We start from the raw sequence: 12,256 nt of genomic DNA, 5'->3' as shown, positions 1-12,256 counted from the left end.
GCTGGAGGAAATGGAACGTATGTATTTCCGGAAGGTGACACATCACGGGGATGCCGCGTTCTTTATGAACGCAACTGCCGGTCGGCCGGGAACGAACTGTCGGCCGGGAACGAAAGGGAGCGGGTCCGAGGGCGTAGCCGGCCCCCGGACCCTTGTGATGCCACCCATGTCACACGCCGGCACGCTTGAGAACCCAGGTCAGTCGTTATGTCGCCGCGTCCTGCCTTTGGACCACCACGCATCGAGCTGCGCGGACTGGACTTGAACCAGCATTTCGGCGTACTGGGGCCTGGGCCCGGTCGATCCGGCGATCGGCGGCGAATGCTGAGTCTGGAGCAAGAGTCTGAGATTGATCACGGTCTGCCTCTGCCGAATTGGGCTACCGCGGCGCGTGGGCACTCGGTGGAGTGCCGTGTGGTGCCGCGGGGAGGACTCGAACCTCCACTGGAACCGTGCATTCACGACAAGCTTCAGGTTCAGCTTGCGCTCCTCGCGCACCCCGGCCGTGGTGCGTTGTGGCCGGGGAGTTCTTGAGGCTACCCGAACAGGTAGCCGAACACGGAGTCTCCGACACGCTGGTCGACGACGTCCACGCCGTTCGCCTCTTCCCGGGCGAACTTGACGGCCTGCTGCAGCTTCTCGACCCGGTCGAGCAGCTCGTTCACACGCCGCGCGGGCAGGGCGCCGGAGAACTTCACGGTCGTCCAGTACCCGACGGGAATGTCCTCGTAGTACACCTCGACCTGGGCGGGATGCTTCTCCGTGGCCTCGGCCTTGACGTGGTTGCGCGGCACCTTCTTCGTCCGCAGCGTCCGCACGGGCTCGGTCTTCCACGCGTCCGTCGACGGGTCCTGCACCCATGACTCGGAGGCGTCGAGAACGGGCAACTTCCGCACGAAGGTGTTGAGATCGGTGAGCTGCTTCTCGAGGAACAGCAGATACGAGACGGGCACGTCGGCGACGAGGACCCGTCCGTCCACCTTCACGTCCGCCCGGGCCGTGCAGTTCGCCCAGTCCTTGGTGGCGGTCACGTCGAACAGCCGGGTGAGCGTCCCCGCGGTCTCCCGCAGCACGTCCTCGGCCTGCACCTGCACCCGCGTCGACTCGGTCGGCAGCTGCTCGCCCTCCTCGTCCTTCGGCTGATAGGTCCGCGAGATGCCGGCCAGCAATGCGGGCTTCTGCAGCCCGTGATGAGCGGCCGTCAGGTCCTGATGGGACTTGGACTTGATGCCCTTCTCCACTGCGATGATCTGATTGAGTTTCGCCACGTCGGTGACGGTAGCAGTGACAACAGGCGCTTTTCGAAGGGTTATTCGGCGCCGGATTCCCGGGCCCGGGCGACCGCGGCGTCCAGGACCTCCTCCGCCCGCCCGAGCATGTGCACCAGCCCTTCCGGCTCGTTCACCCCGCCGCGCACGACCTCGTCGATCCCTCTCAGCCCGGCCCGCTCCAGCAGCCGCTTCTCGTTCGTCACCCACTCCCCGCGCGCCGCGAGCACCGCGTGAGCGGTCTGCAGGGCGGCGGTCGCCAGTGCTCCCACGGCCTCGGTGAGGCGACCGGCGGGTGCATGGTTGGCCTTGGCGTAGGCGAGAGTGGCGTGGGCGGTGCCGTGCCAGTGGGCGGTGGCGGAGGCGCGGAGTTTCGCCGGGTAGGCGGCGGGTCGGGGCAGTTCGCCGCGCAGGACACCGTTGACGGCGAGCTCGGCGACGACGAGATAGCTCGGGATGCCGGCGAGATGGAAGAGGAGCGGCTCCACATGGAACCGTCCCTGCTCCGCCCTCGCCAACTCCCCTTCCACCACGTCGAGATCGCGATAGTGGACGTCGACACGACGCTCTTCGACGGTCAGCCAGGCCCCGCCGTTGAACACACCGCCGCCCCAGCCGCCGATCTCCGAGACCTCGCCCTGCCAGCCGACGGCCCGCAGGTCGTCGGGGTCGAAGGCGCCCCGGTAATAGATCGCCACGTCCCAGTCACTGCCGGGACCGTGGGTACCTTGCGCGCGGGAGCCACCGAGGGCGACGGCCCGGACGGCGGGGAGGGCGGCCAGGCGGTCGGCGACCTGGTCGAGGAACTTCTCGTCGTCGATGTGCGGCGGTCGGGTCGGTGCGGGCATGGGGTGAGGATGCCGTGGGATGGCGGGTCTGTCGAGCCGATATCCCGCGGTGGGGGTCCACCTACCGGTCGACCGTGCGGCACCTCTTCGGCGAAACAAAGGCTCCCAGAGCCTGAAGTCGCCTAGCGCTGGGCGTACTTGTCCGTCGCCGCCACCAACGCGCCCACCACACCACTCGCCCCCATGGTGTGCCCCACGTCGTCCACGACGACCAACTCGCTGTCGGGCCAGCCGTGGTGGAGCCGCCACACCGTGCCCAGCAGGTTGCCGAAGTCGAGGCTGCCCTGGACGAGGGTGCCGGGGATCCCCTTCAGCAGGGGCGCCTCGCGGATCACGACGCCCTCGTCGTTGTCCTCCCCCAGGAAGTGGTCGTTGCCGAAGTAGTGGGTGACGGTCCGCGCGAAGCCCATGCGGAACTCCGGGTTCTCATAGCGCTCCACCGACCTCGGCGGCGCCGGGACGATCGCCGTCTCCCAGTCGGTCCAGGCCCGCGCCGCCCGCGCCCGCACCTCGGGGTCGGGCGATTCGAGCAGCCGGTTGTAGGCGGCCGCGAGGTTCCCGTCCCGCTCCCCGTCGGGCAGTTCGGCGAGGAACCGCTCGAAGGCCTCGGGGAAGAAGTGTCCAAGTCCCCTGGTCAGCAGGGCCGCTTCGGCGTTCGAGCCGGTGGCCACCGCGGTCAGCACCAGTTCGGAGACGACGTCCGGATGCGTCTGCGCGTACCGCAGCCCCAGCACCGACCCCCACGACACGCCCCACACCAGCCACCGCCGGATGCCCAGGTGCTGTCGCAGCAGCTCCAGGTCGCCGATCACATGCGCCGTCGTGTTGACGGCCATGTCCGTCCCGTACACGGCGGCGTGCGGCGTGGAGCGTCCGCAGCCGCGCTGGTCGAGCAGCACGATCCGGTACTTGGCGGGGTCGCAGTAGCGCCGGAACCAAGGGCCGCAGCCGGACCCCGGGCCGCCGTGCAGCATGACGGCGGGCTTGCCGTCGGGGTTCCCGCAGACCTCCCAGTACACGCGGTTGCCGTCGCCGACGTCGAGCATGCCGTGGTCGTACGGTTCGATCTCCGGATACAGGCCCATCGGGCGAGGTTAACCGTCGTACGGTCGTGTCGTCAGCCCCGCCGCCCCGGCCGCCGTACGCAGCACGTCCCGCAGCATGGCGGGCGTCAGCCGTCCGGTGAACGTGTTCCGCTGGCTGACGTGGAAGCACCCGAAGAGCTCGAGGGAGCCCGACGCCGGACCGTCCCGCGACTCCAGAGAGGCCCTCGCCCCGTGTGCGAACACCGGCCTGGGCCGGGGCACCGTCCACCCCGCCGCGGCGAAGGCCGGCAGTGCGGCCTGCCAGCCGAAGGCTCCCAGCACGATCACCGCCCGCAGCGTGGGCCGCATCAGCTCCAACTCCCGTACGAGCCACGGTCGGCAGGTGTCCCGCTCGCCGGGTGTCGGCTTGTTGGCGGGCGGGGCGCAGCGCACGGGCGAGGTGAGGCGTACGCCGTACAGCTCCAGTCCGTCGTCCGCGCTCACCGAGGTCCCGCGTGAGGCGAGCCCCACGTCGTGCAGCGCCGCGTAGAGCACGTCTCCGGAGCGGTCCCCCGTGAACATCCGCCCGGTGCGGTTCGCGCCGTGCGCGGCGGGTGCGAGCCCGACGATGAGCAGCGAGGCGTCGGCGGGTCCGTAGCCGGGGACCGGGCGGCCCCAGTACGTCTGGTCGGCGAAGGCCGCGCGCTTGGTGTGGGCGACCTCCTCGCGCCAGGCGACCAGTCGCGGACAGGCCCGGCACCCGACGATCCGTGCGTCCAGATCACTCAGTGCGCCCACCGCACCCAGGTCGTCACGATCACCGGATGCACCCGGGTCGTCCAGGCCCCCGCCGATGCCGGGATCGCTCCTGCCGGCCGAGCTGTTGTCCATGCCCCCACCGTACGAGCCTCGACGCCGCATACCGAGGGTGCAGGCGGTGACTCCCACCCCGATGCCGACGCTCTCTGTCGCAGCTTCAACCGATTCGCGGTACAGCCACCGGGACATGCCGGGCCGGGACTCTTCTAGAGTCGAGGCATGGCTTCTGAGGGTGCGGACGTCGAGCGCGACGACGACAAGATCGACGAGGAGAGGGCGGTGGCGGCCGCCGAGGCCGCCCGTCCGGCGGGCGGCGAGAGCGTACGGGTCGACAGCTGGATCTGGTCCGTACGTCTGGTCAAGACCCGCTCGATGGGCGCGACCGCCTGCCGGGGCGGACACGTCCGGGTGAACGGGGAGCGTGTCAAGCCCGCGTACGCCGTGCGGGTCGGTGACGAGGTGCGCCTGCGCCAGGGGATCCGGGAGCGGGTCGTCGTCGTGAAGCGGGTGATCCGCAAGCGAGTCGGCGCGCCCGCCGCCGTCGAGTGCTACGTCGACAACAGCCCGCCGCCCCCGCCGCGCGAGGCGGTCGCCCCGGCCGGCGTCCGCGACCGTGGAGCGGGCCGCCCGACCAAGCGCGACCGCCGCGAGATGGAACGCCTGCGGGGCCTCGGCGGCCCCGAGACCCCCTGAACCCGGGTCCCCCGAGCCCGAGGGTGTCGCGTACGGCGTCGAGGGCTCCCCGTGTCACTCGGGGAGCCCTCGACGCCGTAGGGCCGTCATGCGCGGTCATCGGTCATGCCCGCCGCCGCAATCGCCGGACCAGAGCGGTACGCGTTGCTGTCGCAGGGGTGGACCGGGGGCGCGTTCGGAACTCATCGCCGTGGACCGGAAACGGGCTACAGCGCGAACCAGCCGTGCCCGACGTACCAGTGCCCGCCCCCGCGCAGATGGTCCCCCACCGCACGCTCCACCGCGCTCCGCCGCGGCAGTGCCCGCGTGGGCAGCTCCGGATCGCCGAAGACGAAGCCGACCGGCACCCCGTCGTCCGGGGTCGTCTCCTGGTACGCGATCCGGAAGCGTTCCTGGAAGCGGACGATGTTCGAGTCCGCCGGGAGATACCGCCCGAGCTGCGGATCGAGCAGCCAGGAGTGGCAGACGGCGATCTCGTAGCGCTCGTCGGGATAGTGCCGGGCGAAGAACTCCCGGGCCAGCGCGAGCGACCGTTCGCAGGCGGCGGGTGCCAGCGGCCCGCGGAAGTCGGATATGTGCAGGCTCAGACAGGGGTCGCCGGGACCGGCGTCGAGGCCCGCCGCCGCGACGGCCCGCCCCGTGCGCCGGCCGAGCCGCGACCGCTGGAACTGCAGCCGGCCCAGCTGGAACAGCTCTCCGTGGAAGTGCAGGGCGATCCACCAGGGGAACAGCAGCCCCGGCGTCCCCAGCCGTCTGTGGTGCACGGACACATGCCGTCCGAGGTCGGCCAGGGTGCGCCGGGACACCTCGTCGGGGATGCCGCGTCCACGGTGGTAGGCCCGTACGTAGGGGAGCGCCGCGACGAAGACGTACAGGTGGAAGCAGCGTCCGAGCGGCCCCGCCGACTCGGGGAAGGCGGGCGGCTCCCAGCCCTTGCCGATCTCCCCCATGTCCCGTACGAAGCGGCCGACGCACCGGGCGAGAAGCGTCATCGCCTCCGGGTCGGCCACGAGTCGGCCGCGCAGCGCGACGAGTTCGTTGATGTGCTCGTGGGCCACGGTCAGGTCGAGCAGGACGTCCGGCAGCTCGTCCGCGTCCGGGAGCACCGCCTCCAGCCGGGGAGCGCCCTCGCTCTCCAGGTCCCTCAGCCACTCGGCGAGCCTCGCGTCCGCCCGCAGCGCCTCCAGCAGCACCCGCGCCTCCCGTCGGTCCGGCCGCTGCCCGCTCGCGGCCCCTTGGTCAACGTGCACGACGAAGAGTACGTTTCCCGTAGGAGCGATGGTCACGGATCAGCGTCACGGAGTAGTGATCCGTATGCGTACAGGCAGTGAACCGACGACAGCGCGCAGCGCGCTGCGCATGCGCTTCTGGCTGAGTGTCTGGGGCCTGGTCTGGACGATCTTCGGTACGGCCGCGTTCGCGCTGGTCGGACGCCCCGGCTGGGCGGCCGCGTGCGGGGTGCTGTGGCTGGTCGTCACCGTCGACATGACCATGATCCTGCGCCACATCCATCAGGGGCCGCACTACCAGCCGGGCCGCGACGTCCCGCCGTACCGGCCTCCGGAGCACCGTCACCCGTAGCGGGCCGGCGACGGCCACGACTAGTGCCGCGGCAGGCAACGTTTGCCCGTCAAGGAGCGGCGTCCGGTGCGTGCTCTCGGCGTGCCGGCCGGAACTCCTCGTACTGGACGTACTTGGGCTTTCGGCCGGTGCGGCGAGTGGGGGCACCGCCCACGCCCTTGAGGCAGTGGGGGAGCGTGCCGGGCGTCGCGACGGGGCGAACGTTGCCTGCCGCGGCACTAGCCACGCGTCACGAGTCGAAGCACGCCGCTTCCAGGTACTCGGGGTTGGGGTCGAGCGCGGCGGCCAGCCGGAAGTGCCGCTTGGCCTGGTCGGGGCGGAGCTGGCGCTGATAGGTGCGGGCGAGCGCGAAGTGCGCGAACGCGTTGTCCGGCTCGCGCTCCAGGACGATCGTGAACTCCAGCTCGGCGGGCCGCAGTTGCGCGGCGGCGAAGAAGGCACGCGCGCGCAGCAGCCGGGCGGCGGTGTTCTCCGGATGCGCGGCGATCACTGAATCGAGGAGCTTCACCGCACCCCGCGGGTCCCGCGCGGCGAGCAGTTGCTCGGCGGCGCGGAAGTCGATGACATGCGTCTCCGGAGTACGTCCGGTCGATCCGCTGGTCTCGGGCACGGCAGAGTCCTTCCCTCACTGAACGGGTTCAACGCGCCCGCCGAGGGCGGCTATTCCTTTCGAGCGTGCGCCCGGCGGACAAGATCCGCCCAAACCTCCCGTACCCGCCCCTCGAGCTCTTCCAGAGGTACGTCGTTGTCGATGACGACGTCCGCGATGCTCAGTCGCTTCTCGCGGGTGGCCTGGGCGGCCATGCGGGCGCGGGCGTCCGCCTCCGTCATGCCGCGCAGCCTCACGAGACGGTCGAGCTGGGTCTCGGGGCTGACGTCGACGACGACCACGAGGTCGTACAGCGGTCCGAGGGCGTTCTCGGCGAGCAGCGGGACGTCGTGGATCACGATGTCGTCCTCGGCCGCGGCGCTCTCGAGCTCGCGGGAGCGGGCACCCACCAGGGGGTGCACGATCGAGTTCAGGACGGCGAGCTTCTCGGGGTCGGCGAAGACGACCGAGCCCAGTTTGGGGCGGTCCAGGCCCCCGTCGGCCGCGAGTACGTCCGGCCCGAAGGCCTCCACGACAGCCTCGAGCCCGGGAGTGCCGGCCGCGACGACCTCCCGCGCGATCAGATCCGCGTCGATCAGCACCGCGCCGTGCCGCACCAGCAGCCGTGACACCTCGCTCTTGCCGGCGCCGATACCGCCGGTCAGGCCAACCCTCAGCATGACCGAGAGCTTAGGGCCTGCCGGTGACAAGTCCCCCAGGGCCCCCGAAGGGACCACGCCTCGCCCTCGCCTCGTGCGTCGCTCGCCCTAGGAGTCGCCCTCGCGCTCCGCCAGGAAGCGCTCGAACTCCAGCCCGATCTCGTCCGCCGACGGGATGTCCACCGGTTCCGCGAGCATGTTGCCCCGCGTCTCGGCGCCCGCGGCGGCGTCGTACTGGTGCTCGAGGCCCTGGACCAGGGCCACGAGCTCCTCGTCGCCCTCCTGGATCTGCCGGTCGATCTCCGTCTGGGTACGGTGCGCCTCGGTGCGCAGGGAGTGCGCGATGCCGGGGAGCACCAGGCCGGTGGCGCCCGTGATGGACTCCAGGACGGTCAGCGCGGCGTCCGGATACGGAGAGCGGGCGATGTAGTGCGGGACGTGCGCGGCGACGCCCAGGACGTCGTGCCCGGCCTCCATGAGGCGGTACTCGACGAGAGCCTCGGCGCTGCCCGGGACCTGCGCCTCGTCGAAGGGGCTGCGGTGGCCCGGCACCAGGTCGGTGCGGTTGCCGTGCGGGGTGACGCCCACGGGGCGGGTGTGCGGGACACCCATGGGGATGCCGTGGAAGGTCACGGACAGCCGTACGCCGAGCCGCTCCACGATCTGCTGGACCGCGGCGGCGAAGCGCTCCCACTCGACGTCCGGCTCGGGTCCCGACAGCAGCAGGAAGGGCGCGCCCGTGGCGTCCTGGACGAGCCGCACGTCGAGCGTGGGCTCCTCGTAGTCGGTCCAGCGGTCGCGTTTGAATGTCAGCAGCGGGCGGCGCGCCCGGTAGTCCACGAGCCGGTCGTGGTCGAAACGGGCCACGACCTGGTGGGGCAGTGAGTCGAGCAGGCGGTCGACGATCTGGTCGCCCGTTTCGCCCGCGTCGATGTATCCGTCGAAGTGGTAGAGCATGACCAGACCGGCCGACTCCTGGGCGAGCGCCATGTCCACCACGGCCAGGCCCTTCGGCTCCCATGCGTACAAACCCTGCGGATCAAGCACTGTGACCGCTCCTCCTCGTGTTCGTACTCCACAACATGGTGCGGAGCGCGGGCATTCCCCACCCGCGCTCGATCACCAGTGCTTTTTGCCGAAGTGCTGCTTACCGGCCTCTCGGCCCCTCAGCCACCAGCAGAAGCCTGTTCGCACACAGGGAGCATGCTCGTTCTACGCCGACAGCACGCGTGCGTGCAGCGCGCTGACCGCCTTGCGGGCTGAGGTGAACGCGCCGTGCTGCCAGGCGTCGGTGTAGCTGAGCCAGTCGCCCGCGAAGTAGACGCGCCCCATGGGCTCGTTCAGCGGTTTGTAGCGGACGTCGTCGGGGCCGCCGGGGGTGCTGTGCCAGGCGGCCTCCAGGTGCGGCGTCTGACGCCAGTGGTGCGAGAAGGAGGACGCGAGTTCCGTGCGGTACTTCTCGCCGTAGATCTTCACTCCGGCCGCCACGGCACGCTTCTCGCGGTCCTTGGGGGTGAGCTCGGCGTACGAGTCGGCGTCGTCGCCGTAGTTGTAGTAGCCGATCATCACGCCGCGCGCGCCGTGGAAGCCGTACGAGGGGTGCCAGATGTGCGTGACGTCCTGGTCGGTCTCGGTGATACCGCCGTAGATGTGGTGATCGAGCTCCCACCAGCGGGAACGGTATTCGAGCCCGATCTTCGCCGCCGACGAGGGAGTGATCGCCTCCAGGGCGCTCTGCACTCCGGAGCCGAGGTTGTGCGGGATCCTGGCGAGGATGTTGGGCGGGAGGGCTCCTATGCAGTAGTCGGCGTCGATCACCTTCGTACGGCCCGACTGGGTGTAGGTGACCGAAACTCCGCTCCCCTTGTCGGTGATTTTGGAGACCACGGCCCCTGTACGGATGCGGTGGGCGCCTATCGCCTCGGTGAGCGCGTGCGGTATCCGGTCCATGCCGCCCACCGGCTGGAACATCAGCATCGCCTGGTCGAAGCCGAACTCGAAGGAGAAGTAGCGGCCGACACCGGACGCGAGGACGGCGGAGGCCGAGGGGACGTCGCCGAGGAGCACTCCGGGGGTGCCCGCGGCGGCCGGGACGGTCGTGTACCCGCGGCGCTCGCCGCCCTCGTACGTCAGTTTGTCGCCCAGTTCCCCCCAGTCCTTGAGGAACTCGACGAGCTTCTCCTGGTCGGTGGCGGTCAATTCCTTGTCCAGGGCGCCCTTGTCGGTGGCCTTGGCCAGCAACTCGGAGACATAGCCGTACACGTCGGCCTTCGCGGTGCGGTACCGCACGGGCTTCTTCATCCCGGTGGACTCGTTGAAGAGGTACGCGTCCGCGTTGACGTTGGTGAACACCTCGATGGGGACGCCGAGTTCGCGACAGTAGTCGAGGGTGATCATCCACTGGGGGATGCGGGCGGGGCCGCAGTTCATGTACTGGCCGTCGCTGAAGCGGGCCGTCTGTATGGTGCCGTGGAGGTCGGTGGTGGTGTCGCCGCCGCGGACCGTGAAGTTGCGGCCACCGGTGCGGCCTCTGGCCTCCAGGACCGTACAGTCGTAGCCCGCCTTGCCGAGTTCGTACGCGGAGGCCAGGCCGGCGATGCCGCCGCCGACGATGACCACCTTGGCGGCGCCGCGGCCGGTGAGGGTGAAGTCGCCCGGCCGCGGGGCGCGGAAGGGCTGCTCGCGCTGGGCCGCCTCGGCCGTGGGCGCGAGGCCGAGGGCTCCCATGGTGGCGAGCATGGTGCCCGCGCCGCCCGTGAGACCCACGTTGCGCAGGAAGGAACGCCGACTCGTACCAGGACCGCTCTGAGGTTGTGCCATGACGGGGGCTCCCCTTTCGATCTTGAACGACCGGGGAAGCCTCCCAACGACGGGTTACGGCCCGTCAGTTACTCGTGTATCCCGCACGTTTCTGCAACCGCACACGTGCAGCCCGCTGGACGCCCAAGGGGACGACAGGGGACGACGGGGAACAACTGGGGAGGAAACGCGCTGAGGGCCCGCACCCAGATGAGTGCGGGCCCTCAGTCATGCACTACTGCCCGGCAGTCACGTTCGACTGCCTAGCGGTGAGCTGCGTTCAGCTCTGGCCGCCGGCGAGCTTCTCGCGAAGCGCGGCCAGGGCCTCGTCCGACGCCAGGGCGCCGGAGGTGTCGTCCGACTCCGAGGAGTACGAACCGCCACCGGAGGCGGCCGGAGCCGCACCCGTGGAGGTGGCACCCTCGGCCTCGGCCTGAGCGTCGGCCTCGCGGGACTTGATGACCTGAGCCTGGTGCTGCTCGAAGCGCGACTGCGCCTCGGCGTACTGGTGCTCCCACGCCTCGCGCTGGGTCTCGTAGCCCTCGAGCCAGTCGTTGGTCTCGGGGTCGAAGCCCTCGGGGTAGATGTAGTTGCCCTGGTCGTCGTAGGACGCGGCCATGCCGTACAGGGTCGGGTCGAACTCGACCGAGGCCGGGTCGGCACCGAAGGACTCGTTGGCCTGCTTCAGCGAGAGGCTGATGCGGCGGCGCTCGAGGTCGATGTCGATGACCTTGACGAAGATCTCGTCGTTGACCTGGACGACCTGCTCCGGGATCTCCACGTGGCGCTCGGCCAGCTCGGAGATGTGGACCAGACCCTCGATGCCCTCGTCCACGCGGACGAACGCACCGAACGGAACGAGCTTGGTGACCTTACCCGGGACGACCTGACCGATCTGGTGCGTACGGGCGAACTGCTGCCACGGGTCTTCCTGCGTCGCCTTGAGCGACAGGGAGACGCGCTCGCGGTCCATGTCGACGTCGAGGACCTCGACGGTGACTTCCTGGCCGACCTCGACAACCTCGGAGGGGTGGTCGATGTGCTTCCAGGAGAGCTCGGAGACGTGCACGAGACCGTCGACGCCACCCAGGTCCACGAAGGCACCGAAGTTGACGATCGAGGAGACGACGCCGGAGCGGACCTGACCCTTCTGGAGGGTGGTGAGGAACGTCTGGCGAACCTCGGACTGGGTCTGCTCCAGCCAGGCACGGCGGGACAGGACCACGTTGTTGCGGTTCTTGTCCAGCTCGATGATCTTGGCCTCGAGCTCCTTGCCCACGTAGGGCTGGAGGTCGCGGACACGGCGCATCTCGACGAGAGAAGCCGGCAGGAAGCCACGGAGGCCGATGTCGAGGATGAGACCACCCTTGACGACCTCGATGACGGTACCGGTGACGATGCCGTCTTCTTCCTTGATCTTCTCGATCGTGCCCCAGGCACGCTCGTACTGAGCGCGCTTCTTGGACAGGATCAGGCGGCCTTCCTTGTCCTCCTTCTGGAGAACCAGGGCCTCGATCTCGTCGCCGACGGCGACGACCTCGTTCGGGTCGACGTCGTGCTTGATCGAGAGTTCGCGGCTCGGGATCACGCCTTCGGTCTTGTAACCGATGTCGAGCAGGACCTCGTCCCGGTCGACCTTCACGATGACGCCGTCGACGATGTCGCCGTCGTTGAAGTACTTGATCGTCTCGTCGATCGCGGCGAGGAAGGCTTCCTCGTTACCGATGTCGTTGACCGCTACCTGCGGCGTGGTAGAGGTGGTCTCGGTGCTGCTCGTCATGTGGGAAAGGGCTCCGGTACGGACAGAGAGTCGTAGGTACTGCTTACGCCGGGAGCCCGTTTCGCCCTGTAGAAGCCGGACAGCCAAGGAAGCGCCGATCCGGTGACCCGGAGGCGCCTCGAAAACCGAGGGGACATACATACAGATGCGAGCGCAGCCTGCTACGTCTGAGGAGCGCAGGCCCGCAGCGCAACT

General features: G+C 69.7%; 12 protein-coding genes. 2 read left to right on the top strand and 10 right to left on the bottom strand.

Going from position 1 to position 12,256, the window contains the following annotated elements:
• Nucleotides 1–536: 536 nt before the first annotated feature.
• From OG568_RS36535 to OG568_RS36520, 4 genes are all read right to left on the bottom strand, one after another.
• Entirely contained in the window at nt 537–1,268 is a 732-nt protein-coding gene (locus OG568_RS36535; protein ID WP_329534629.1) for a DUF7873 family protein, read from the bottom strand.
• Nucleotides 1,269–1,309: 41 nt separating this feature from the next.
• Nucleotides 1,310–2,116 carry a nucleotidyltransferase domain-containing protein gene (locus OG568_RS36530; RefSeq protein WP_329534628.1) on the bottom strand — a complete coding sequence of 269 codons (807 nt, stop codon included), beginning with the start codon at nt 2,114–2,116 and terminating at the stop codon, nt 1,310–1,312.
• Nucleotides 2,117–2,238: 122 nt separating this feature from the next.
• A complete protein-coding gene (pip, locus tag OG568_RS36525) occupies nt 2,239–3,201 on the bottom strand; it encodes a prolyl aminopeptidase (protein WP_329534627.1) in 963 nt (320 codons plus the stop codon).
• A 9-nt stretch (nt 3,202–3,210) separates the two neighbouring features.
• Complete coding sequence (locus tag OG568_RS36520) at nt 3,211–4,032, bottom strand: uracil-DNA glycosylase (protein WP_329534626.1); 822 nt, start codon at nt 4,030–4,032, stop codon at nt 3,211–3,213.
• A 147-nt stretch (nt 4,033–4,179) separates the two neighbouring features.
• Here OG568_RS36520 and OG568_RS36515 point away from each other — a divergent pair, with 147 nt between their 5' ends.
• On the top strand, nt 4,180–4,653 hold the full coding sequence (locus OG568_RS36515) for an RNA-binding S4 domain-containing protein (protein WP_329534625.1): 474 nt from the start codon (nt 4,180–4,182) through the stop codon (nt 4,651–4,653).
• 206 nt (nt 4,654–4,859) lie between these two features.
• On the opposite strand, the gene OG568_RS36510 is transcribed toward OG568_RS36515, so the two are convergent.
• Nucleotides 4,860–5,759, bottom strand: a complete 900-nt coding sequence (locus tag OG568_RS36510; protein WP_266591042.1) for an acyltransferase domain-containing protein — start codon at nt 5,757–5,759, stop codon at nt 4,860–4,862.
• A 208-nt stretch (nt 5,760–5,967) separates the two neighbouring features.
• Here OG568_RS36510 and OG568_RS36505 point away from each other — a divergent pair, with 208 nt between their 5' ends.
• A complete protein-coding gene (locus OG568_RS36505; RefSeq protein WP_266415121.1) occupies nt 5,968–6,234 on the top strand; it encodes a DUF6343 family protein in 267 nt (88 codons plus the stop codon).
• A 229-nt stretch (nt 6,235–6,463) separates the two neighbouring features.
• Here the strand turns inward: OG568_RS36505 and OG568_RS36500 are convergent, their stop codons facing one another.
• The 5 genes from OG568_RS36500 to rpsA form a co-directional block, all read right to left on the bottom strand.
• On the bottom strand, nt 6,464–6,844 hold the full coding sequence (locus tag OG568_RS36500) for a tetratricopeptide repeat protein (protein ID WP_329534624.1): 381 nt from the start codon (nt 6,842–6,844) through the stop codon (nt 6,464–6,466).
• Nucleotides 6,845–6,894: 50 nt separating this feature from the next.
• On the bottom strand, nt 6,895–7,503 hold the full coding sequence (gene coaE / locus OG568_RS36495) for a dephospho-CoA kinase (protein ID WP_329534623.1): 609 nt from the start codon (nt 7,501–7,503) through the stop codon (nt 6,895–6,897).
• A gap of 87 nt (nt 7,504–7,590) precedes the next feature.
• Complete coding sequence (locus OG568_RS36490; protein ID WP_329534622.1) at nt 7,591–8,529, bottom strand: PAC2 family protein; 939 nt, start codon at nt 8,527–8,529, stop codon at nt 7,591–7,593.
• A 165-nt stretch (nt 8,530–8,694) separates the two neighbouring features.
• Nucleotides 8,695–10,221: a flavin monoamine oxidase family protein gene (locus OG568_RS36485; protein WP_329536556.1), complete on the bottom strand. Its 1,527-nt coding sequence runs from the start codon at nt 10,219–10,221 to the stop codon at nt 8,695–8,697.
• 340 nt (nt 10,222–10,561) lie between these two features.
• Nucleotides 10,562–12,061: a 30S ribosomal protein S1 gene (rpsA, locus tag OG568_RS36480; protein ID WP_266415113.1), complete on the bottom strand. Its 1,500-nt coding sequence runs from the start codon at nt 12,059–12,061 to the stop codon at nt 10,562–10,564.
• Nucleotides 12,062–12,256: the final 195 nt, after the last annotated feature.

It is taken from the genome of Streptomyces sp. NBC_01450, from assembly GCF_036227505.1.
In the GTDB taxonomy this organism is placed as follows: Bacteria; Actinomycetota; Actinomycetes; order Streptomycetales; family Streptomycetaceae; genus Streptomyces.
The sequence above is the reverse complement of the archived record's forward strand: the minus strand, read 5'-3'. Positions and strand labels throughout refer to the sequence as shown.